Origin of the sequence: Microbacterium sp. NIBRBAC000506063 (assembly GCF_017968845.1) — a bacterium.
Lineage (GTDB): Bacteria > Actinomycetota > Actinomycetes > Actinomycetales > Microbacteriaceae > Microbacterium.
The window spans coordinates 1467151-1488095 of sequence record NZ_CP072876.1; the positions used below are offsets into that span (position 1 = coordinate 1467151).

24 protein-coding genes and 5 pseudogenes are annotated in these 20945 nt (G+C 68.3%); 16 read left to right on the forward strand and 13 right to left on the reverse strand.

What is annotated here, in order from left to right:
• Nucleotides 1-65: 65 nt before the first annotated feature.
• A complete protein-coding gene (locus KAE78_RS08370) occupies nucleotides 66-842 on the forward strand; it encodes an enoyl-CoA hydratase-related protein (RefSeq protein WP_223170519.1) in 777 nt (258 codons plus the stop codon).
• Between the two features lie 7 nt (nucleotides 843-849).
• On the opposite strand, the gene KAE78_RS08375 is transcribed toward KAE78_RS08370, so the two are convergent.
• Both KAE78_RS08375 and KAE78_RS08380 read right to left on the reverse strand, forming a co-directional pair.
• Complete coding sequence (locus KAE78_RS08375; protein WP_262927594.1) at nucleotides 850-1209, reverse strand: SRPBCC family protein; 360 nt, start codon at nucleotides 1207-1209, stop codon at nucleotides 850-852.
• Between the two features lie 88 nt (nucleotides 1210-1297).
• Nucleotides 1298-1858: a MarR family winged helix-turn-helix transcriptional regulator gene (locus tag KAE78_RS08380; protein WP_223170521.1), complete on the reverse strand. Its 561-nt coding sequence runs from the start codon at nucleotides 1856-1858 to the stop codon at nucleotides 1298-1300.
• A gap of 151 nt (nucleotides 1859-2009) precedes the next feature.
• Between KAE78_RS08380 and KAE78_RS08385 the strand changes: the two genes are divergently transcribed.
• The 5 genes from KAE78_RS08385 (at nucleotide 2010) to KAE78_RS08405 (ending at nucleotide 6830) form a co-directional block, all read left to right on the forward strand.
• A complete protein-coding gene (locus KAE78_RS08385; RefSeq protein WP_223170522.1) occupies nucleotides 2010-2786 on the forward strand; it encodes an electron transfer flavoprotein subunit beta/FixA family protein in 777 nt (258 codons plus the stop codon).
• A gap of 11 nt (nucleotides 2787-2797) precedes the next feature.
• Nucleotides 2798-3772: an electron transfer flavoprotein subunit alpha/FixB family protein gene (locus tag KAE78_RS08390; RefSeq protein WP_223170523.1), complete on the forward strand. Its 975-nt coding sequence runs from the start codon at nucleotides 2798-2800 to the stop codon at nucleotides 3770-3772.
• A gap of 733 nt (nucleotides 3773-4505) precedes the next feature.
• Nucleotides 4506-5558, forward strand: a complete 1053-nt coding sequence (locus tag KAE78_RS08395; protein ID WP_223170524.1) for a cytochrome b/b6 domain-containing protein — start codon at nucleotides 4506-4508, stop codon at nucleotides 5556-5558.
• Nucleotides 5559-5727: 169 nt separating this feature from the next.
• Entirely contained in the window at nucleotides 5728-6360 is a 633-nt protein-coding gene (locus KAE78_RS08400) for a hypothetical protein (RefSeq protein ID WP_223170525.1), read from the forward strand.
• Complete coding sequence (locus KAE78_RS08405; RefSeq protein WP_223170526.1) at nucleotides 6357-6830, forward strand: nuclear transport factor 2 family protein; 474 nt, start codon at nucleotides 6357-6359, stop codon at nucleotides 6828-6830. The genes KAE78_RS08400 and KAE78_RS08405 overlap by 4 nt, the downstream gene beginning before the upstream one ends.
• Here KAE78_RS08405 and KAE78_RS19610 read toward each other — a convergent pair.
• From KAE78_RS19610 to KAE78_RS08425, 5 genes and pseudogenes are all read right to left on the reverse strand, one after another.
• Nucleotides 6811-7903: pseudogene (locus KAE78_RS19610) on the reverse strand (hypothetical protein). The gene KAE78_RS08405 and the pseudogene KAE78_RS19610 sit on opposite strands and share 20 nt — an antisense overlap.
• Before the next feature lie 112 nt (nucleotides 7904-8015).
• Nucleotides 8016-8330 (reverse strand): annotated as a pseudogene (locus KAE78_RS19615) (hypothetical protein); the annotation flags it as partial.
• A complete protein-coding gene (locus KAE78_RS08415) occupies nucleotides 8273-8833 on the reverse strand; it encodes a hypothetical protein (RefSeq protein WP_223170527.1) in 561 nt (186 codons plus the stop codon). The pseudogene KAE78_RS19615 and the gene KAE78_RS08415, both read right to left, overlap by 58 nt.
• Nucleotides 8725-9240 (reverse strand): MFS transporter, encoded by a 516-nt coding sequence (locus KAE78_RS08420; RefSeq protein WP_223170528.1) that lies wholly within the window; start codon nucleotides 9238-9240, stop codon nucleotides 8725-8727. The genes KAE78_RS08415 and KAE78_RS08420 overlap by 109 nt, the downstream gene beginning before the upstream one ends.
• Nucleotides 9198-9359, reverse strand: coding sequence for a hypothetical protein (locus KAE78_RS08425; RefSeq protein WP_223170529.1), 162 nt, complete (start codon nucleotides 9357-9359; stop codon nucleotides 9198-9200). Before KAE78_RS08425 ends, KAE78_RS08420 begins: the two co-directional genes overlap by 43 nt.
• An 83-nt stretch (nucleotides 9360-9442) precedes the next feature.
• On the opposite strand from KAE78_RS08425, the gene KAE78_RS08430 reads away from it, so the two are divergent.
• On the forward strand, nucleotides 9443-10294 hold the full coding sequence (locus KAE78_RS08430; protein ID WP_223170530.1) for an MBL fold metallo-hydrolase: 852 nt from the start codon (nucleotides 9443-9445) through the stop codon (nucleotides 10292-10294).
• A gap of 120 nt (nucleotides 10295-10414) precedes the next feature.
• Here KAE78_RS08430 and KAE78_RS08435 read toward each other — a convergent pair whose 3' ends face one another.
• The 5 genes and pseudogenes from KAE78_RS08435 to KAE78_RS08455 form a co-directional block, all read right to left on the reverse strand.
• Complete coding sequence (locus KAE78_RS08435) at nucleotides 10415-10849, reverse strand: nuclear transport factor 2 family protein (RefSeq protein WP_223170531.1); 435 nt, start codon at nucleotides 10847-10849, stop codon at nucleotides 10415-10417.
• Nucleotides 10846-11298 carry an acyl-CoA thioesterase gene (locus KAE78_RS08440; RefSeq protein ID WP_223170532.1) on the reverse strand — a complete coding sequence of 151 codons (453 nt, stop codon included), beginning with the start codon at nucleotides 11296-11298 and terminating at the stop codon, nucleotides 10846-10848. The genes KAE78_RS08435 and KAE78_RS08440 overlap by 4 nt, the downstream gene beginning before the upstream one ends.
• Entirely contained in the window at nucleotides 11280-12023 is a 744-nt protein-coding gene (locus KAE78_RS08445; protein ID WP_223170533.1) for an SDR family NAD(P)-dependent oxidoreductase, read from the reverse strand. The genes KAE78_RS08440 and KAE78_RS08445 overlap by 19 nt, the downstream gene beginning before the upstream one ends.
• 68 nt (nucleotides 12024-12091) lie before the next feature.
• Nucleotides 12092-13693, reverse strand: coding sequence for a flavin-containing monooxygenase (locus KAE78_RS08450; RefSeq protein ID WP_223170534.1), 1602 nt, complete (start codon nucleotides 13691-13693; stop codon nucleotides 12092-12094).
• Between the two features lie 148 nt (nucleotides 13694-13841).
• A pseudogene (locus tag KAE78_RS08455) lies at nucleotides 13842-14687 on the reverse strand (alpha/beta hydrolase); the annotation flags it as partial.
• Nucleotides 14688-14803: 116 nt separating this feature from the next.
• On the opposite strand from KAE78_RS08455, the pseudogene KAE78_RS19620 reads away from it, so the two are divergent.
• Nucleotides 14804-14920 (forward strand): annotated as a pseudogene (locus KAE78_RS19620) (hypothetical protein); the annotation flags it as partial.
• A gap of 80 nt (nucleotides 14921-15000) precedes the next feature.
• Nucleotides 15001-15273, forward strand: a complete 273-nt coding sequence (locus tag KAE78_RS08465) for a hypothetical protein (RefSeq protein WP_223172517.1) — start codon at nucleotides 15001-15003, stop codon at nucleotides 15271-15273.
• Here the strand turns inward: KAE78_RS08465 and KAE78_RS08470 are convergent.
• A complete protein-coding gene (locus KAE78_RS08470) occupies nucleotides 15245-16087 on the reverse strand; it encodes an SDR family NAD(P)-dependent oxidoreductase (protein WP_223170535.1) in 843 nt (280 codons plus the stop codon). The genes KAE78_RS08465 and KAE78_RS08470 overlap by 29 nt on opposite strands.
• Nucleotides 16088-16198: 111 nt before the next feature.
• Here KAE78_RS08470 and KAE78_RS08475 point away from each other — a divergent pair, with 111 nt between their 5' ends.
• The 7 genes and pseudogenes from KAE78_RS08475 to KAE78_RS08495 all read left to right on the forward strand — a co-directional run bounded on the left by KAE78_RS08475 (nucleotide 16199) and on the right by KAE78_RS08495 (nucleotide 20923).
• The gene (locus KAE78_RS08475; RefSeq protein ID WP_223170536.1) at nucleotides 16199-17410 is read left to right on the forward strand and encodes an ABC transporter substrate-binding protein; all 1212 of its coding nucleotides are present in this window, start codon (nucleotides 16199-16201) and stop codon (nucleotides 17408-17410) included.
• A 124-nt stretch (nucleotides 17411-17534) separates the two neighbouring features.
• The gene (locus KAE78_RS17595) at nucleotides 17535-17951 is read left to right on the forward strand and encodes an ABC transporter permease subunit (protein WP_262927598.1); all 417 of its coding nucleotides are present in this window, start codon (nucleotides 17535-17537) and stop codon (nucleotides 17949-17951) included.
• Complete coding sequence (locus KAE78_RS17600; protein ID WP_262927599.1) at nucleotides 17888-18391, forward strand: branched-chain amino acid ABC transporter permease; 504 nt, start codon at nucleotides 17888-17890, stop codon at nucleotides 18389-18391. Before KAE78_RS17595 ends, KAE78_RS17600 begins: the two co-directional genes overlap by 64 nt.
• A 2-nt stretch (nucleotides 18392-18393) precedes the next feature.
• Nucleotides 18394-18870, forward strand: a complete 477-nt coding sequence (locus KAE78_RS17605; RefSeq protein ID WP_262927600.1) for an ABC transporter permease subunit — start codon at nucleotides 18394-18396, stop codon at nucleotides 18868-18870.
• Nucleotides 18871-19045: 175 nt separating this feature from the next.
• Nucleotides 19046-19156 (forward strand): annotated as a pseudogene (locus KAE78_RS17610) (hypothetical protein); the annotation flags it as partial.
• 191 nt (nucleotides 19157-19347) lie between these two features.
• Nucleotides 19348-20211, forward strand: coding sequence for an ABC transporter ATP-binding protein (locus tag KAE78_RS08490; protein ID WP_223170537.1), 864 nt, complete (start codon nucleotides 19348-19350; stop codon nucleotides 20209-20211).
• Nucleotides 20201-20923 carry an ABC transporter ATP-binding protein gene (locus tag KAE78_RS08495; RefSeq protein ID WP_223170538.1) on the forward strand — a complete coding sequence of 241 codons (723 nt, stop codon included), beginning with the start codon at nucleotides 20201-20203 and terminating at the stop codon, nucleotides 20921-20923. The genes KAE78_RS08490 and KAE78_RS08495 overlap by 11 nt, the downstream gene beginning before the upstream one ends.
• The last annotated feature ends 22 nt before the right edge of the window (nucleotides 20924-20945 follow it).

Here is a 20945-nt window from a genome sequence, read left to right on the forward strand (position 1 = left end):
CAAGGCGTTTCGTCTCGCCTTCGGCTCGCTCAACGACCGAATCGCTGACACGCAAAGGAGCACCGATGACCGAGTACGAGACGATCCTGGTCGAGCAGCGCGGACGCGTGGGGTGGATCACCCTGAACCGGCCCCACGCACTCAACGCCCTCAACGGGCAGGTGTCGCGCGATGTGACCGCCGCCGCGCAGGCCTTCGACGCGGACGAAGGCGTGGGCGCGATCGTCGTGACGGGCTCCGAGAAGGCCTTCGCCGCCGGCGCCGACATCAAGGAGATGGAGGAGATGACGTCCGGGCAGATGCTCGAGGTCGACCACTTCGGCGCCTGGGACGACTTCGCCGCCGTCCGCACCCCGGTCATCGCCGCCGTCGCAGGCTACGCCCTCGGCGGCGGGTGCGAACTGGCGATGATGTGCGACATCATCCTCGCCGCCGACACCGCGAAGTTCGGCCAGCCCGAGATCAACCTCGGCGTCATCCCGGGGATGGGCGGCACGCAGCGTCTCATCCGGGCGGTCGGCTACTACAAGGCCGCCGAGCTGATCCTCAGCGGACGGCTGATCGGCGCCGAGGAGGCCGAGCGGGTCGGGCTCGCGTCACGGGTGGTCGCGGCATCCGACCTCCTCTCCGAAGCGGAGAAGCTCGCCGAGACGATCGCCTCGAAGTCGCTCCCTTCCGTGTACGCGGCCAAGGCGGCGCTCGATGCCGCGATGGAGACGACGCTGGCCGACGGCCTCGCCCACGAGAAGCAGGCCTTCGCCGCGCTCTTCGACACGGAGGACCAGAAGGAGGGGATGGCGGCGTTCCGCGAGAAGCGGGCACCCGACTTCCGGCACCGCTGAGCGGGTGTCAGCCCTCCAGCTCGCGGGTCAGCGTCTCGTTGCGCTCGGTGATGAGGCGGCGCATGTACCTGAGCAGGAACAGTCGATCGACGAGGCGGCCGAGCGGGCCGAGGGGAGAGCGGAAGACGATGGTGTCGCGCATGAGCGTCCCCTCCGGGAGCGGTCGGAAGACGTGTTCGTGGAAGAACGCGCCGAACGGCCCGCGCAGCTGACGATCGCAGAAGCGGTGAGGCGGATCCAGGTCGAACACGACCGAGGTGAGTCGGAACCGGATGCCGAAGTGCCGTGCCGACCAGGTCACCGTCGAGCCTTCGGTGAAGGTGTCTCCCTCCGGCCCGTGGACCATCCGCTCGGCGTGCCTCGCCATCGAGGCGACGTGAAGCTGCGGATCGAGGGAGGCGGCATAGACCTCTGCGGGGTCGCCCGGATGACCCGCTCGAGGGTGAACTCGGGCATCAGAGCGGATCCGGCTGCGGCTTCGGGTCGGCGAAGTCGCCGGCCTCCTTGCGCAGGCGTGCGACGATCGCGACCAGATCGGCGGCATCCGACCGCTCGAGACCCGGGTGGGAGAACACCTCGTCATTGAGCGCAGTGGTCGCCCGTTCGACGAGCGCGCGGCCCTCGACCGTGAGCGTGAGCATCGCGGCCCGTCCGTCGTGGGGGTGCGCCTCGCGCAGGATGAGACCGTCGCGCACGAGCCGGTCGGCGGTGTTGGTGACGCTCGTCGGGTGCACCTGCAGACGCGCCACCACACTCGACAGCGGCAGCGTCCCTGCGCGGCTGAAGGCGAGCAGGCGCAGCAGCTCGTATCGCGCGAAGGTCAGCGAGAAGGGTTTGAGGGCCGCGTCGACGCGGGCAAGCAGAAGCTGCTGCGCGCGCATCACGGAGATCACCACGGCCATGCCGTCGGCGGCATCCGACCACCCGTGCGCGAGCCACTGCCGCTTCGCCTCGGCGAGCGGATCGATCGGCAGGGGATGGGGCGGGGCATAGGGCAACGGTAGCGCCGAATGCATGCACTCGAGGCTCGAGGAGATCGACTTCTGTGAAACTGCCACCCAATGTATACATTGTGGCGAAAAAGTCAGGGAAAGTCGGAGCCAACGCTCGCGATTGGGTACAGAAGACCAAGATCGATAGAATCGCCGCAGGCGTGAGGAGTTATCGATGAAGATCGTCGTGCTGGTGAAGGAAGTCCCGGACACCTATGGGGACCGGAAGCTGAATCTGGAGACCGGGCTCGCGGATCGTGAGGCGAGCGAGAAGGTCCTGGACGAGATCGGCGAGCGTTCGCTGGAGGTTGCTCTGAAGCACGCCGACGCGAACCCGGACACCGAGATCGTCGTCGTGTCGGCGGGTTCCGAAGGTGCCGCTGCGACGATCCGGAAGGGTCTGGCGATGGGCGCCGGGTCTGCTCTTCAGGTCGCCGATGAGGGTCTGCTCGGTGCGGATCTGGGGTTGACGGCCGAGGTGCTGGCGGCGGCGATCAGGCGTGTCGAGCCCGATCTGGTGATCGCGGGCAACCAGTCCACGGATGGTTCGGGCGGCATGATCGCCTCGATGGTCGCGGAGCTTCTGGATGTGCCGGCGTTGACGAACCTCTCCGCGGTGGAGATCGGATCGGATGCCGTCAGCGGCACGCGGGCGTCGGATGGTGCGACGTTGCAGGTGACGGCGCCGCTTCCGGCGGTGGTGTCGATCACGGAGGCGTTGCCGGATGCGCGTTTCCCGAACTTCAAGGGCATCATGGCGGCGAAGAAGAAGCCGTTCGAGACGGTGTCGTTGGCCGATCTGGGCATCGATCCGGAGGATCATTCCGCGTCGCGGTCGATCGTGATCGGCATCTCGGAGAAGCCGCCGCGGGAGGCGGGCGTGAAGATCACGGATGAGGGCGACGCGGGCGAGAAGCTGGCGGAGTTCCTTGTGGCGAACCGGCTGGTGTGAGGGGCAAAGACATGACTGATTTCGCGCACGATTCGATCCTCGTCCTGCTGGATGTGACCCCGTCGGGTGAGCTGGCGAGGTCGTCGGCGGGCCTGCTGGGCGCGGCGGCGGGTGTGGGCACGCCGGTGGCGCTCCTGGTGACAGAGAACGCAGAGCTGGCGACGGATGCCGCGGATCTCGGCGCCGCGACGGTGCTGGTGCACTCGCCCGACGACACGTCTGCTCTGACCGTTCCTGCTGCGGATGCTCTTACCGCGGCGGCTGAACTCGTGAAGCCGGATGCGGTTCTGGTGTCGAACTCGGTGGAGGGCCGGGATGTCGCGGCTCGTTTCGCGGCGCGCACGCGCGCGGGTGTCGCGGTGGATGCTGTGGGCGTATCGCGCGACGGTCAGGGCATCGTGGCGCATCACTCGGTCTACGGCGGTGCGTACAACGTGGACTCTGCGGTGACGTGGGGTGCGCCGGTGATCACCGTCCGTGAGGGCGCGATCGATGCGCGCGCCGCGGCGCAGACGCCGGTCGTCGAGCAACTCGAAGTGATGGCATCCGGTCGCAAGGCGGCGACGATCGCCGCCGTCGAGGAGGCGGTGGTGGAGTCTTCGCGTCCGGAGCTGAAGGGTGCGGCGAAGGTCGTCTCGGGCGGCCGGGGTCTGGGCTCTGCGGAGAAATTCGCGCTGGTGGAGGAGCTCGCCGACGCGCTGGGCGCCGCGGTGGGCGCCTCGCGCGCGGCCGTGGATGCCGGCTACATCGCCCATTCCGCGCAGGTGGGGCAGACCGGTGTCTCCGTCTCGCCGCAGCTGTACGTCGCGTTGGGCATCTCCGGGGCGATCCAGCACCGGGCCGGGATGCAGACGGCCAAGACGATCGTCGCGATCAACAAGGACGAGGAAGCGCCGATCTTCGACATCGCCGACTTCGGTGTCGTCGGAGACGTGTTCCAGGTCGTCCCGCAGCTGATCAAGGCCCTCGAACTCAAGAAGGCGTAGCGGCATGGCGACCTACGGCAGCGCGTTGCGGCAGGGTCTGCCGCGCACACCGGGCGGCGACCCCTGGCCGCCGACGGCCGACGCCCCGGTCGCGGCACCCGATGCCGCGGCACCGACGGGCACCCCCGGCCGCCGCGCCTGTGACCGCCGAGCCGTCTCCCCTCGCCCCGCGAGGACGCGAAGCGACCGAGACGAAACGCAGTGAGGATGCCGTAGCAGCCGCATCCGCTGCAGCCTCTCCTGCCCCGGCTCCCGCGGGCCCTTCGACGAGCTCAGGGCCCGCTCCTGCTTCGGGCTCTGCTCCCGTGACACTGCGTCGCGGCCTTCCGCGCACCCCGGGCGGGGAGCCCTGGCCGCCGGCCGGCGCAGCCCCGGTTGCCGCTGTTGTCGCGCCCGTGATCTCTGACTCCTCTCCGGTCGTTGAGCGAGCCGAAGGCGAGACGAAACGCAGTACGGGACCGACGACGGTTGTTGCCGATGCCGCGGTTCCGACGGCACCCGTCGCCGTCGAGGAGGGCCCTGCCCTGCGCCGCGGTCTGCCGCGCACCCCGGGTGGGGAGCCGTGGCCGCCGGCCGGCGCCGTCGCCCGGCGCGTGATCGAGGCCGCCCCGGCCGCCGAGGTCGCCGAACCGGCAGCGGAAGCTGCCGCAGAGCTCGTGGTGACCTCCGCGGAGACCGCTGCACCGGCATCCGCCGCTGTCGCGGTTGCGGAGCCCGCCGCCCCAGGGAGCCGTTGCCGTTCACCCCGGGGGTCATCCCCGGCAAGTACGCCTTCACCCCTCCGCAGCCGAAGCCCGAGCCCGAGCGGGTGGGGCCGTTCACCAGGGCGCAGTGGGCAGGTGCGGTGATCGTCGGGGGTCTCGGGCTGCTGTTCGCTGCGGCGATGGCGGTGTTCGCGGTGCGGTGGTTCCTCTCGCTGGAGTTCATGGCGGACTTCCTGGCTGCGTATCCGGGCGAGTACCACCTGCCCGAGGGTGCCCCGGTCGGGTTCCCCGGCTGGCTGGGTTGGCAGCACTTCTTCAACTTCTTCCTGATGGTGCTGATCATCCGCTCCGGGCTCCGGGTGCGCACGGAGAAGCGTCCGAGCGCGTTCTGGACGCCGCGGCGGGATCCGAAGGGCAAGGTCAGCCTGACGATCTGGTTCCATCAGTCGCTGGATGTGCTGTGGCTGATCAACGGGGTCGTCTTCGTGGTGCTGCTGTTCGTGACCGGGCAGTGGATGCGGGTGATCCCCACCAGCTGGGAGGTCTTCCCCAACGCGCTCTCGGCTGCCCTGCAGTACGTGTCGCTGGACTGGCCGACCGAGAACGGCTGGGTCAATTACAACTCGCTGCAGCAGATCGCGTACTTCACCACGATCTTCATCGCCGCGCCCCTGGCCGCGGTCACCGGGTATCGGATGAGCGGGATGTGGCCCAAGAATGCCAAGGCCCTCAACCGCATCTATCCGATCGAGTGGGCCCGGGCGGTGCACTTCCCGGTGATGCTGTACTTCGTGGTGTTCATCTTCATCCACGTCGCCCTGGTCTTCGCCACCGGCGCGCTGCGGAACCTGAACCACATGTACGCCGCGCAGGGCAGTGTCGACGGGATCCAGTACGCCGACAACTGGACCGGGTTCTGGCTCTTCGCAGCCTCCCTGGTCGTGATTGCCGCGGCCTGGATCGCCGCCCGCCCCTCGTCCTGGCCCCATCGCCCGCCTCTTCGGCACCGTCAGCAGCCGATAGCAGTCCACTGCGGGCGTGAGGCCTGCACGAGGGAGCAGATCGTGCATCGGATGCGGTGAGCGATCGGTGTTCCGCGCTTGACTCTCAACCAAACAAGCGCTTGAGTAAGAGAATGTTCGCGCCACTCGCCTTCTTCTCGTTCGTCCGCCTCGAAGACCCCGCGCAGCGCGGCGCCTACAACCGCTGGCATCAGCTCGACCACCGGCCGGAGAACCTGGCGTTGCCCGGGTGGCGTGGGGCGACCGCTGGGAGCTGCGCTCGGAGAACCGCCCTGTGGCGTCCGGTCGTGACGTCGACCTCATCGATTACGTCGCGATGTACTGGTTCCGGGAACCCGTCGCCGAGTCGGTGGCCGCATGGGACGCACTCGGCGAGGCCTCGTTCCAATGGGGACGCGGGCCGCTGCTGCCGGGCATCCAGCGCCCCATGCTCGCTTTCTTCACGCCCGTGAAGGGGTACGCCGCACCGCGCGCCCTCGTCTCGCCCGAGGTTCTGCCGTACCGGCCGAATCGCGGACTGCACATCTCGGTCACCGAGTTCGACGAGCCGCATGCCGAGACCACGCACGACGCGCACCGCCTCGAGGATCGCGAGGTGATCCCGGCGCTCCTCGAACTCGAGGGTGTCGCCGGCGCCTGGACCTTCTCGTTCAGCCATCCGCAGCAGCACACCTCGCTGCCCTTCGAATCCCGTCCCGCGGCGAAGGGGAGCATTCGCATCCGGCTCCTCTACCTCGAGCAGGATCCTGTCGCGGTCGCACCGGAGATCGACCGCATCGAGAACGGAATCGTCGGCGACCCCGCCGGAACGCGGATCCTCTCGGCTCCGGTCTCGACGATCATCCCTTGGCAGGACTGGTGAGTCTGCCCGTGGAAGAGCGGCTGCGAGCGCTCGAGGACCGTGCGGCGATCGCTGAGCTCATCGCGCAGTACGGTCCGGCAGTCGACCGTGGCGACGCGGATGCCGTGAGGGCGCTCTGGTCGGATGACGGAGAGTACGGCTTCGACGACACGGTCCTCGATGCCGAGGGCATCCACTCGCTCGTCGATCTGGAGACGCATCGCGATCTCATGCGTCGCGGCTGCGCACACATCATCTCGGCGCCGACGATCGTGCTCGGCGGCGACGCGGCCGTCGCCATCACCCACTCGGCTGTCCTCGCCGGCACCGACCGCGGCTGGGAGCCGGCACGCGTCAGCGCCAACCGCTGGGAGCTCGTCCGCACCGCGCAGGGATGGAAGGTGAATCGGCGGCTGAACCGCCTGCTCGACGGCAGCGCCGTCGCCCGGAACCTCCTCGCGCCCGGTGGACTCAATCCGCGAACCGATTGAGCGGCGTCTCGCCCTCCTCGGCCAGGCGCGCCAGCGTCCGTGCTCGCGGACCGAGAGCGCTGCCGAAGCGCACGTTCCAGGTCTCGTACGTCTCATCGCCCAGCGCGATCCGGGCGTGATGGGCCCAGTTCGGATCGTCGAGCATCTCGCGCCCGAGCAGGACCAGGTCGGCGTCGCCCTCCTCGATCAGGCGCGAAGCCTGGATGGGATCGACGACGAGGCCGACCGTGGCGGTGAGCGCATCCGCCTCCGCGCGGATGCGCCGCGAGAAGTCCGCATGGAAGGCGAATCCTCGCCGCACTCGGGTGTCCGATGAGCGGTCCGTCGACACGCCGCCCGAAGAGGTATCAACGACGTCCACACCCGATGCCGCAAGCGCACGGGCGAAGGCAACGGTGTCCTCGATCATGAGGCCGCCCTCGATGCCGTCCACCGAGGAGACACGATAGGCGAGGGGATGTCCGCTCCGATCGCATCCCGCACCGCTGCGACGACCTCGAGCGGGTACCGCATCCGTCGCACGGCATCGCCACCGTATTCGTCCTCGCGGCGATTCGAAATCGGGGAGAGGAAGGAATGCAGAAGATACCCGTGCGCGCCGTGCAGCTCGATATAGCGGAAGCCCGCATCGATCGCCCGGCGTGCGGCATCTGCCCACCGGGCGACGGTGGATCGGATCCCGGCGAGGTCCAACTCCTCGGGAACCGGGAAGCCGGGCCCGGCCGGCAGGGCTGAGGGTCCGATGACCGGCCAGGGGTGGTGTCCGGCATCCGCGTCGCTCTGGTCCAAAGGCGCCCCTGCTCGCCACGGCTCTCGCACCGAAGCGCGCCGCCCCGCGTGACTCAGTTGGATCCCGGGCACCGCCCCTGCGCGGCGATCACCGCGGTGATCGGCCGCCATGCGTCCACGTGGGTGCCCGCCCATAGCCCGGTGTCCCAGGGGGAGATCCGTCCGCGAGGTTCGACGGCCGTCGCCTCTGCGATCACCAGGCCGGCGCCACCGAGGGCGAAGCGGGCGAGATGGGCGAGATGGAAGCCGTCGGCGTGGCCTTCTTCCGCCGCGTACATGCACATCGGCGAGACGCCGATACGGTTCGACAGAGTGACGCCGCGGATGGTCAGAGGTCGGAACACGGTCAGGGCGTCCTTTCGGGGAGGCAGGGAGGCGGGTCGCCAGGAACGCGGCGAAGGCGGCGGCGATCGCGGCGGCGATGAGGCAGACCTGCAACCCGATCGTGGACAGCTGGATGCCGCCTTCGACGTCGGGGAGTGCCACGAGCACGAGTGCGAGCGCGGCGCTGGCGACGGCGCCCGAGAGCGAGCGTGCGAGAGAGTTGACGCCGTTGGCGGCGGAGACCTGATGCGGGGCCACGGCATCGATGATGAGAGAGGGCATGGCGGCGAAGGCGAATGCCGTCCCCGCACCGACGAGCGTCGCTCCGATCAGGACCAGGGTGAGGTCGCCATGCCAGAAGAGGCGGAACGCGAAGGCGCCGGCCATGATCGCGGTGCCGAGGAAGAGCGTGCGCCCGGGCCGATGCGGGAGATAAGCCGTGCCGCCGGCGCCGACAGCAGCAGTCCCGCCAGCGAGGACGGCACGAGCATGAGCCCGGCTGTCGACAGGCTCAGCCCCAGGCCGTAGGCGGTCTCGGGATCGGCAAGCGCCTCCTGCATCGTGATCAGGTGGTTGGCATACATGCCGAAGGTCGCGAAGAACGACGCGATGTTGATCTGCGCCACAGGCGAGCGCATCGAGACCGTCACATCGATGACGGGCGACGGATGCCTGCGCTCCCAGGGCCACCACAGCACGAGAGCCAGTCCGCCCGAGAGCGCGACACCGACCGTGGCGAGCGTGAGGCCCCACGTGGCCATGCGAGAGATCACGAGGAGGATCAGGGAGAGTCCGACGGTGAGAAGGATCGTGCCCACGACGTCGAAGCGACCCGGGTCGCGCACGGCCGCCTCATCGACGAAGAGCACGAGGAGCACGACGAGGGCCATGCCCGCGATCGCGGACGCCCAGAAGATCGTCGGCAGCCCTCCCCACGCCACCAGGGGCCGGCGATCGTGAGCCCGAGTCCCGATCCGAGAGCGACGGTGCCGCTCATCAATGCGACGCCGAGGCGGGTGCGGATGGGGCTGACGAGTCCGCTGAGGAGCCCGATCCCGATCGGCAGGGCGGAGGAGGCGAAGCCCTGCAAGGCGCGTCCGGCGAGGATCAGGGCGAAGGAGTCCGTCACGGCGGCGATCACCGATCCGGAGACGAGCAGAGCCATGGCGATGAGGAGCAGCTTCCGGCGCCCGTGCATGTCGGCCAAGCGCGCCATGACCGGCGTTCCGATCGTCGCCACCAGAAGCGTGACGGTCACCAGCCAGGTGGCGTCGCCTGCTGTGGTGTCCAGCAGCACTGGGACCTGGGCAGCACGGGCACGATGAGCGTGAACTGGATGGAGCCGACGATGCCGCAGAAGGCGAGCACGGCGACGACGAGCCGCTGATGGGCGTCACTGTGATCTGAGCGGGACAAGGCATCCGTCCGGAAGATATGGGTATCCGTTCTCAACCTAGCGATTTCCGCTCAAATGAACAAGCGATTGCTAGGGTGAGAAGATGAGCGCAGACGTCGATCCCGAAGAGATCCGCCCGGGCCTGTGGTGCCTGCCCATGCCCATCCCCTACGGCCCGCTCAGCACGACACTCGGCTACGCGATCGTCGCCGATGACGGCGTCCATCTCATCGATCCGGGCTGGGAGTCGGATGCCAACGAGGCCCGCCTCGCCCGGATGCTCGAACAGATCCCTCGCTCCCTGAACGAGGTCCGCACGGTCGTCGTCACCCACCACCACCCCGATCACCTCGGACTCGCCGACCACGTGCGTCGGGAGAGCGGTGCGCACCTGGTGATGTCCGCGACCGAGCATGCCGTGCTCGTGAGGGTCGCAGCCCCCGACCTCCGTGATGCCGACGGCTATCAGGCGCGCCTGGACGGATGGGGCGTCCCCGCCGAGCGCCGCGATGGGCTCATCGAGAGCCATGCGGACTCCATCCCGTCCGCGCCGACCCGGCCCGATCGCACCGTGCACGACGGTGAGACGCTCACTCTCGGCGATCGCGCACTCACCGTCGTCGAGACGCCGGGACATACCAGCGGGCACATCTGCCTGGTCGACACCGCTGCGGGCGTCATCTTCACCGGCGACCACGTGCTGCCGGAGATCTACTCGGGTTGGGACTCGGCATGCTCCCCGGCAGTGAGCCGGTCGCTGAGCTCGTGGCATCCCTCGACCGCCTGGCACCCTATGACGACTTCGAGGTGCTGCCGGGCCACCGTCGCCGTTTCCGGGGTCTGGGCCAGCGCCGCCGCCGAATCGCGGCGCACCACCTGCGCCGGTTGTCCGAAGTCGCCGCGCTCGCGCCTGAACTGGGCGATGCGCCCGTCTGGGAGTACGCGCGCCGCCTGACCTGGACCCTCGGCTGGGAGGGGCTGCAAGCCTTCGCGCTGCATTCGGCCCTTCACCAGACCGAGCTGCACCTGCGTGCCGCCCAGGCAGACAGCGGCGCCGTGCTGATCGCGCGGGCGCTCAGTTCCGGCTGATACGCCGATGGTGCAGCCGCCAGCCTTCGGCGGTGCGCAGGAGACGGTCGTCGTAGCATCCGATCGCCACGAGCGCGGGGATGCCGTCGGTGTCGCGGTAGTAGCGGAAGTAGGTGCGCGCGCTCGCCGCGTCGCCGTCGATCTCCACGACGCTCGTCGAGATGTCGTGGCGCGTATGGGAGCCCGGACCCTGCACCCTCGCGGCACGCCTTTCCAGGACACCGGCCAGAAGGGCCTCGTGCCCCTGGATGCGCTGGACGTCCAAGGGCAGGTCGCTCGCGTCTGCGAGGTCCCAGACGGCGTCCGGGGTGAAGCAGGTTATGTAGTCCTCCGGGTCGCCGTCGTCGGCGAGGTGGGCGATGCGGGCGAGCAGGCGCCCGATCTCGAGTTCGTCGCGCACCCGGCGCAGGTCGTCGCTCACGTCCCCTCCGTCGCCCAGGCGGTCAGCAGCGCGCGCAGATCGGCGGGAATCTCGATCCGGCTCTGATCGGGTGAGACGGTCACGAGGGTATTGGAGGAGCGTGCGACGAGAACGTCGTCGTCGGTGCGGACCATGCGGAAGGCGAACTGGAAGGAGGAGTCGCCGATGCGCCCGATCCGCAGTTCGACGCGGATCTGGTCGAACAGGCGCGCGGCCGCGAGGTACTCGCAGGTGGTCGAGCGGGAGACCGTCCACCAGCCGAAGCGCTCGGCGAGCGTGTCCTGTCGCAGTCCCTGCAGGTAGAAGAACTCCGAGGTGAGTCGTTCCATCATCGGAAACCAGGCCGCGTAGTAGAGGATGCCGGCCGGGTCCGTGTCGGCGTAGCCGAGGCGGATCGTGTGCGAGAGCAGCACCGGGGCGTCGGTCTCGATCACTGCGTCACCGTCCACCCGCCGTCGACCGGGAGGAAGACGCCGTTGATGTAGCTCGCAAGGGGCGAGAGCAGGAACAGGGTGGCATAGGCGATGTCGTCGGGCGTGCCCATGCGCCTGAGCGGGATGCGTTCGAGCACGCGCTGCCCCATGGGGCTGGAGGCGAAGCCCGCAAGGCGCGGGGTGTCCGTCATCCCGGGTGCGACGGCATTGGAGCGGAACTCCTCCGAGCGGTAGGCGGCGAGGTGGCGCACATAGCCGGTGATCGCGGCCTTCGATGCCGAGTACCAGTCGCTGGCCGTGCCGATGACGTTCCCCGCGACGGATGCCGTCGCGACCATGGCCGCGCCAGGCCCGGGGCCGGATGCCGCCCAGGTGTCGGTCATCAGCCGCACCGTGCCCACGCACAGCTCGAGCGCGCGATCGAAGGGGATCTCGCTGCTGGAGGCGGGGCCGGCGTTGTTGTGGAGATATCGGATCGTGCCCAGCTGCGCGCGGGCGTTCGAGAGGCCCTCGGTGACGAGTGCGGCATCCGACACGTCTCCGACCCACGTGTGCACGGGGTGACCGACCTCGCGGACGGATGCCGCGGTCTCCTCGAGCCCGTCGGAGTTGAGGTCCCACAGGCTCGTGCCGAGGCCGAGCTCGGCCGCACGCAGCGCGGTTGCCCGGCCGATGCCGCTGCCGGCTCCGGTGATCAGCAGGTTGTCTCCGGGGGCGAACCCGAGGGCGATCGAGGACATCGATGTCTCCTAACAAGCAAGTGCTTGCTTTGCACTCTACCTCCGCTTCGTCTGCGGCGCCAGGCCCCTCACGCGCGGCTGAGCACGAAACCGCGGTACCCCTCCTCGGCGACGGCATCGGCCCGGTCGATATAGGCGCGGAAACCGCCGATGTAGGGCAGGAATCCGCGCGCCTTCCCCTCGATGTTCGCCCCCGTGTACCACGACGGCGCATCGCCGAAGAGGGTGGCGTCGGCCAGGTCGAGCCCGTGCTGCGTCCACGCCTCGGCGGCATCCTGACGCGCCTCCGCCGAGGTCAGCTGCTCGGCGGAGCAGTGATCGATGAGCCGCAGCGCGTATGCGCCCTGCTGCTCGGAGGTCAGCGCCATGTTGGAGAGCACGCTGGGAGTGCCTGGGCCGTTCAGCACGAGCAGGTTCGGGAACCCCGGCAAGGCCACGCCGAGATAGGTCTGCGGGAACCCGCGCCATTCCTCGCGGATCGAGCGGCCGTCGCGGCCGCGGATGTCGATCGCTGTCAGTGCCCCGGTCATGGCGTCGAACCCCGTCGCATAGACGATCACATCGTGCTCTCGCAGGCCGCTCTCCGTGCGTATGCCGGACCCGGTCACCTCGACGATCGGGTCGCGCCGCAGGTTGACCAGCTCGACATGCGGGAGGTTGAAGGTCTCGTAGTAGTGGGTGTCCGTGCAGATGCGCTTGGTGCCCACCGCGTGATCGGTCGGGGTCAGGTCGGCTCGCACCTGTGGGTCGTTCACCCGCTCCGCGAGCTTGCGCTCGAAGAATGTCCGGGCCGCCTCGTTGATCTCGTGATCCACCGTCAGTCCCTGGAACGCCTTGGCGAAGAGCACGCCGCCGCGGGTCCAGCTCTCCTCGAAGACCTCCTCGCGCTCGGCATCCGACGCCTCCGCGTACGGGACGGGGTGGCTCGTCCACGGAGAGCCGGCGGCGCCGTTCCACGACAGCTCCCGGCGATGGGTCAGATCCTCCTGCTGGCGCAGCCACTCCTCGTCGTCGAGCACTCGGTTGAATGCGGGCACGCTGTAGTTCGCACTGCGCTGGTACACCGTGACCTCGGATGCCGTATCGGCGATGATCGGGATCGCCTGCACGCCCGAGGATCCCGTGCCGATCACGGCCACCCGTCTGCCGGTGAAGTCGATCTGCCCGTCCGGCCACGCCGAGGTCTGCAGCACCTCACCGGTGAAGGAGTCGCGGCCGGGGATGTCCGGCAGGATCGGGCGGGAGAGGCATCCGGTGGCCATGACGAGCCAGCGGGCAGTCGTGGTGAAGCCGCTCTCGGTGCGCACCTTCCACAGGTGACTCCGCTCGTCCCAGTCGGCCGAGGCGACGCGCTCGTCGAAGCGGTAGTGGCGACGGGCGTCGAAGCGGTCGGCGACGTGATTCAGATAGCGGAGGATCTCCGGCTGTGTCGCGTAGCGCTCGCTCCAGCGCCACTCGCGCTGCAGCTCATCGTCGAAGGAGTAGGAGTAGTCGATGCTCTCGACATCGCAGCGCGCCCCCGGGTAGCGGTTCCAATACCAGGTGCCGCCCACCTCGGAGCCGGCTTCGAGGCCGAGCACGCGCAGACCGCGGCGTTCGGCGTGGATGGTGGTGTACAGCCCGGCGAAACCGGCGCCGACGACGACGAGGTCGTGTTCGGGGAGAGTCATGCGTTGTCCTTGTCGGGGAGAAGAGCGTTCGGATGTCGGCCCACAGCACCTCGGAGGCGCTGGTGGCCGGGCCGTAGCTGGGGATGGTCAGGAACCCGTGGAACTGGTCGGGGTAGCGCCGATCGACGACGGCGATGCCGGCTTGGCGCAGCCGGGACGCGTAGGCGATGCCCTCGTCGCTGAGCGGATCGAGACCTGCCGTCACCACGATCGCGGGCGGAAGCCCGGAGAGGTCGGATGCGGCCAGGGGTGAGATCGCGGCATCCGATGCCCATGCCGCCGGATCGTCGCCGAGGTAGGTGCGCCAGTAGTAGCCGAGGAGCTCGGCCGTCACGAAGTACCCCGTCGCGCGCGTGCGGTAGCTGTCCGACGTCATCGCCGGGTCGAGGAAGGGGTAGAGCAGGACCTGACCGATCAGGGGCGAGTCGCCCTCGTCGCGCAGGGCCAGGGCGGCGCCGGCGGCGAGGTTGCCGCCTGAGCTGTCGCCGGCGACGACGAGGCCGTGCTCGGCGATGCCCTCCTGCTGAGCCCAGCGCACAGCGATGATGATGTCCTCGAGCGCGGTCGGGGGGCGATGCTCCGGGGCGAGCCGGTACCCGACCGAGATCACAGTGGAGCCGGTTCCCTTCGCCCAGCGCCGGCAGAAGCCGTCATGGCTGGCGATCGAGCCGTGGAGGAAGCCGCCGCCGTGGGCGAAGACGACGGCCGGTGCGCCCCGGCGGGGCTCGTGCGGCGTGTAGACGCGCAGCGGCACGCGATGGTCGCCCGCGGGTGCGGCCGTGTCGACGGCATCACGCACGTCGTCGAGGTTGTCGACAGGGCGCACGCGCGCATCGACGAGGGCTCGGGCCTCGGGCGGGCCATGCTGGTGATGTCGGGGAAGGAGGCGTTGAGCAACTCGAGCATGCGCTGCGTCTCGTCCATCTGCGATCCTCCTTGATCGTTCGTATATGACTAATAGGAATAGTATGATTAGGAATATCTCACAACTCACGGAGGTGTCAAGTGTCTGCTGCCGATGATGCGATCGGTGCCGTCGCTGATCTGCCCGCGACGACCTGGGCCGTGCTCGGCATCCTGTCCTTCGACTCCGCGCTTTCGGGCTACGACGTGAAGCGATGGGCCGACCAGAGCCTGGCGTTCTTCTATTGGGCGCCGTCGCAGAGTCAGATCTACGGCGAGCTGCGTCGCCTGGAGTCCTTGGGTCTGGCGACCTCGCTCATCGAGCAGACGCACGCGGCGAAGTCGCGGCGAGTGTATGAGATCACCCCCTCGGGCGGGAGGCGATCCAGGCGTGGGCCGACGAGTTGGAGCCGGACCCGGTCGTGCTCAAGCACTCCCACATCCTGCGCGTGTGGGCGGCGCACAATGGAGACATGGGTCGCCTGCGGGGCGAGCTGCTCGCCTATCGGCAGGTCGCCGAGGAGCGGGCGGATGCCGCAGCGGCGCACGCGCAGGCGGCGGCCCGCGAGGCTGCGTGGCGCTTCTCCGGGGTCGCGCTGGAATGGTCGGAGCGCTTCTATCGCGACGAGGCGGCGCGCATCGATTGGCTCATCGATCGCCTCGAGGGCGAGCGCTGAATCTTCGCCGTGTCGACGGGTCAGACGCCGAAGCCCCCGTCGACGTCGAGTTTCTGCCCGCTGATGAAGCCGGCCTGGGCGAGGCGAGGAACGCCACTGCGGCGGCGATGTCCTCGGCGGTGCCGAAGCGGCGCAGTGGAATGTTCGTGCGGGCCACCTCGAGGGCGCGCTCGTCCAGATCGCCGGAGGCCATCAGCCGGGCGGACATGCCGTCCCACAACATGCCCGGGCCCACGCAGTTGACCCGGATGCCGAAGCGGCCCTCCTCGGCGGCCAGCCCTCGGGCGAGTGCCTCGACGCCGCCCTTCGGCGCCGCCGACAGCCCGTCGCGCACCGGGTAACGACGAGTGGCCGCCGACGTCACGGCGGTGAGCGAGCCGGAGGAGGCGCGCAGCGCCGGCAGGAACGCCTGGGCGATCGCGAAGAAGCCGACGAGGTCGTCGTCGAGCTGCTGGGCGAACTGCTCGACGCTCACCTTCGACAAGTGCACCATCGGTACATGTGGGCCTGCGGCGTGCACGACGGTGTGCACAGCGCCGTGGCGCTCGAGGATGGCCTCGGCCAGCGAGCGCGCCCCGGCGGCGTCGCGCACATCCAGCGGGAACGCCACGACGCGATCGCCGAGCTCGTCCAGGAGCGCGCTCGGAGCCGCGGAACGATAGGTGAGGATCGTGCGCACGCCATCGCCGGCGAGTCGCCGCACTATGGCGGATCCGATGCCTCCGGAGCCGCCGGTGACCACGGCGACGCCGTCCACGTCGGAGAGCGTTGCCGCGGGGAGGATTCTCGCTGGTCCATGGCCGGAATCTAACACCTTTGCAACAACCAAGCAATTGTTCGCTTGGCTGTTGATTGCGCCCCGGGAATGTGTTTTACTAAGCAAGCGTTTGGTCGCTAAGCACTCAAAGACGAGAAAGGCAGTTACATGCGTTTTAAGAAGATCACAGCCGCTGCGGCCGTCGCCGCCGCCGCTGCCTTGGTGCTCGCCGGCTGCGCCGGCGGCGGCAACGGCACGGGGAACGGAGCCGGCGAGGAGCCGGGCGAGGTCGACGAGCCCATTCAGGTCGTCGTTCTCGGCGGACTCGGGGCAGCCGGCATCCTCGCCGACAACGCCTCGACCTCGGTCACGGCAGCCCTGGCATCCGTCGACGCCATCAACGACATGGGCGGGATCCTCGGCCGTGAGGTCCAGATCACCCACCTGGAAGACAACGCCGACCCGACGGTGGCCGTCACCAAGCTTCGCGAGTACATCGCCACCGAGGGAAAGCCTGCCCTCGTCATGAACTCCGGCCCCTCGACGATCGCCGAGGCGACGATCCCCATCCTGACGCAGAACGAAATCATCAACTTCAACATCGGTCCGACCGCTGGATCGAGCGACCCTTCGGTCAGCCCGTTCACCTTCGACCTCAGTGCCACGGTTCCCGACTACCTGGGATCCTTCCTCGCCGAGGTGGAGAGCCGTGGCTATCAGGACATCGCGATCCTGCACGGATCGTCGGCCTACGGTGAGCTGTTCGGCGCGCAGTCCAAGGCCCTGTACGAAGAGGCCGGCTACAACGTCACGGGGATGCAGGGCTTCGACAACGCTGCACTGGACATGACCGCGCAGCTGTCCGCCCTCCAGGTCGGCGATCCGGATGTGCTCATCCTCGACGCCTATGGCGCTCCGCTCGGCTACGTTCTGCAGAGCCTGGAGAAGCTGGGGTGGGACGTCCCGATCATGGGCAACACCTCGGTCTCCGCCACCGGTCTGATCGCGACCGAGGCGCCCGCCGGAGTCCTCGGTACCGACCAGGTCAAGAATCTGACGATGCAGGTCTTCTCCAGCACGCAGTTCGACCCCGACGCCACCGCGGTGAACGACGCGGTCGAGCGCATGGTGGCCGCCGGCGACATCCGCTCGTCCCTGATCCTGGCGTACAACTACGACTCGATGTTCCTGCTGAAGGCCGCTGCAGAGTCCGCAGGCGCGATCGACGACCCGAACGCGCTGGTCGCCGCACTCCGGGACCCGGCGGTCCAGGAATCCGCGGGACGGTCATTCTCAGCAGGTACGGTTTCACGGAGGAGCAGCATGGACCCCATGTCACCCCGGAGGAGTTCGCGTTCATCTCGCCCGGCAAGCTCGTGAACGGTCAGTTCCAGCCCTGAACGCTGATCGACTGATCACCCAGGCATGACGGCGGCTCGGATCGAACTCCGATTCGAGCCGCCGCCATACCCACCGTCTCTGTGATGGAAGGAACCCGAACCGCATGACCATCATCTGGTCCGGTCTGGCCCTCGGCGCGGTCTACGCGCTGGTGGCGATCGGCTACAACATCGTCTTCCTGTCCCAGAAGACGTTCAACTTCGCGCAGGCTGCGCTCATGATGCTGGGTGCCTTCATGGCCTACGTCGGCATCGTGGTGTGGGGTCTGCCTTGGTACATCGTCGCGATCATCGCCGCCGTCGTCGTCGGCGCCATCGCCGCAGTCGAGGAGCGGATCGCCATCCGCCCCGTGAAGGACCCGCACAACCTGCTGGTGACGACGCTCGGTGCGTCGATCATCATGGAGGGCGTCGCGATGGTCATCTGGGAGGCGAGCCGCGTCGGGTGCCCTTCTTCATGGGTGACCATGTGCTGGAGATCTTCGGCGGACGTCTCTACCCGGTCGAACTCGCCCTGGTGATCGCCGTCGTCCTCATCGTTGTCGGACTCACCCAGTACGCCAAGCGCAGCATGACAGGCATTGCGCTCCTCGGCATGAGCGAGAACCGCGAGGCCGCGCAGCTGCGTGGTGTGAACGTCCGCCGATTCGCGCTCATGGCCTTCGTCTTCACCGGTGTGCTCGCCGGTTTCCTGGGCGTCTTCGTCGGCCCCAAGACCTATGCGGTCGCAACCCTGGGCGCCTCGCTGGCGCTGAAGGGCTTCGTGGTGCTGGCGATCGGCGGTTTCGGGTCGATGTGGGGCACCCTGGTCGGCGGGCTCATCGTCGGCCTCGTCGAGGCACTGACCACGCGGTATGTCGGTGCGGACTACGCCCACATCTCCGTGTTCTTGATCCTGGTCGTGATTCTGATGGTCAAACCGACGGGACTGTTCACCCGTCGCGTGGAACGGGCGGTGTGAACATGGCTGGACTCTGGTTGAAGATCCGTACGGTCCCGGGCTGGATCTGGCCGCTCGCCATCGGCGTCGTGCTCCTGCTCCTTCCCTTCGTCGGCCTGAGCTACGCGGTGACGCGGCAGATCGAGCTGACCCTCATCCTCGCCCTCATCGTGGTGGGCCTGAACCTGTCTCTCGGTTTTGCCGGAGAGCTGGCCATGGGCCAGGTCGCGATGTACGCGGCCGGTGCTTATGCGGCGGGTCTGGTCAACAAGGCGGGCGTGACCGACATCTGGCTGCAGATCCTCGTCGGCGCGAGTGCCGCGCTCGTCATCGGCCTCCTCTCCGGAATCCCTGGCCTGCGGCTGGGCAGCTGGTCACTGGCGATGACGTCGTTCTTCCTCATCCTGATGGTGCCGGACGTGCTCTCGATCTTCAAGGATCAGACCGGCGGCCGCAACGGACTCGCCGGCATCCAGCCCCGACATCCTTCGGGCAGATGATCGACGGGCGCACCTACTACCTGATCATCGTGGCCATCACGATCGTGATCTTCGCACTGATGCGCAACCTCATCGTCTCCCGGCATGGGCAGGCACTGCGAGTGCTCAAGCAGAGCCCGGTGCTTGCCGCCTCGATGGGATCTCGGTCTTCCGGGCGAAGCTCACCGCCTACGCGATCGGTGCCTTGCCGGCGGGTGTCGCCGGAGCGCTGTTCGCCAACCTCGACCTGTTCATCTCGCCGGAGGCGTTCGCCTTCTCCTTCGCGATGACCGTTCTGGCGGCGTCGATCTTCGGCGGCTCGGCGAGCATCTACGGTGCCCTGGTCGGGGCGACCGTGCTGCAGTTCGGCATGTATCAGTCGACGAGCTTCGATCAGTACCGTCTGATCATCGCCGGCGGCTTCCTGCTCATCGGGGAGTCGCCTTCACCGGCGGGCTGTCCGGTGCGGTGCGCTCCCTCGTGCGACGCGTGGACATCGTGGCGAAGGCGAAAGCCGGCATCCGCGAGGAGTTCGAGGTCACGACCGAGATCCCGCATCTCGACGGCGCACTCCTGCGCACCGAGGACGTCTCCAAGGCGTTCGGTGGGAACCAGGCGCTGTCGAAGGTGAGCGTCGAGGCCCACCCGGGCCAGATCACCGCGATCATCGGCCCCAACGGCTCGGGCAAGACGACGCTGCTGAACATGATCTCCGGCTTCTACCGCACCGACGAGGGCACGATATCCCTCGACGGCGAGCACATCCAGGGACTTCCGTCCTACAAGGTCGCCCGCGCCGGTGTCTCGCGCACGTTCCAGACCCCGAACGTGCCCGAGAAGCTGACGGTGCTCGAAGCGGTCGAGACCGGCCGCTATGCGCACGATCGCGCGAGCATCCTCGCCTCTGTACTGCGGATGCCGTCGTTCTGGAGGTCGAAGAACACCGACCGCATCGAAGCTGAGCGCGCTCTCGCGCTCGTCGGGCTCAGCGATCAGCGCGATGAGCTGGCCGACTCGCTCCCCCTGGGCAACCGGCGCCTCCTGGAGGTCGCCCGGAGCCTCGTGAGCAACCCGAAGGTGATCCTCCTCGATGAGGTCGCCTCGGGGCTCGACGAGGACGAGCTCGAGGTGCTGGAGTCTCTCGTGATCCGCTTGCGTGACGCCGGGATGACCGTGATCCTGGTCGAGCACAACTTCCAGCTCGTGCTGCGCGTGGCCGATGACATCTACGTGCTGGCTCAGGGCGCGGTCATGGCGCACGGCGACGCGGCGCAGATCGAGCAGAACCCGCGCGTGATGGAGGAGTACCTCGGTGTGACCGCCGAAGCTGCGGCCGACAACTCAGGAGGCGATGATGAGTGACGTCCTGTTGGAACTGTCCGGCGTGCAGACCGGGTACGGCGACCTCAAGGTGGTCCGCGACGTCTCGCTCACGGTCCGGGCCGGTGAGATCACGGTGCTTCTCGGCCGCAACGGTGCGGGCAAGACCACGACGCTGCGGGCGATCACGGGTCTGAACCGGCTGTTCGGCGGCAGCATCAGCTATCTGGGGGAGCCGCTGTCCTCCGATGCGCCGCACAAGCGGGTCGCGAAGGGCATCTCCTACGTGCAGGAGGGCAAGAAGATCTTCCGCGAGTTGACGATCGAGCAGAACCTCCTGCTCGGCGGCTTCTCGCAGAAGAAGGGAAAGCGTGCCCTCGCGGCATCCGTCGAGGAGATCTATCAGCTCTTCCCGATCCTGGGGAGCAAGCGCGCTCTGCATGCGGCGAGCATGTCCGGCGGCCAGCAGCAGATGCTCGCCATCGGCCAGGCGCTCATGGCCAAGCCCACGCTCCTCATCCTCGATGAGCCCAGCCAGGGCCTCGCCCCCGTCGTCGTCAAGGAGGTCATGGAACGCGTGCACGATCTCAAGGACACCGGCATCGGCATCCTCCTGGTCGAGCAGGCCGTGCAGGACTCGGTCGCCATCGCGGATGAGGTGTCGGTGGTCGAGATGGGCAAGACCGTGCTCGCCGGTCCGGCTTCGAAGATCACGGCCGAGGATCTGCAGAAGGCGTACTTCGGCGCCGGGTGAGTCACGGTAGATGAGAGGGCTG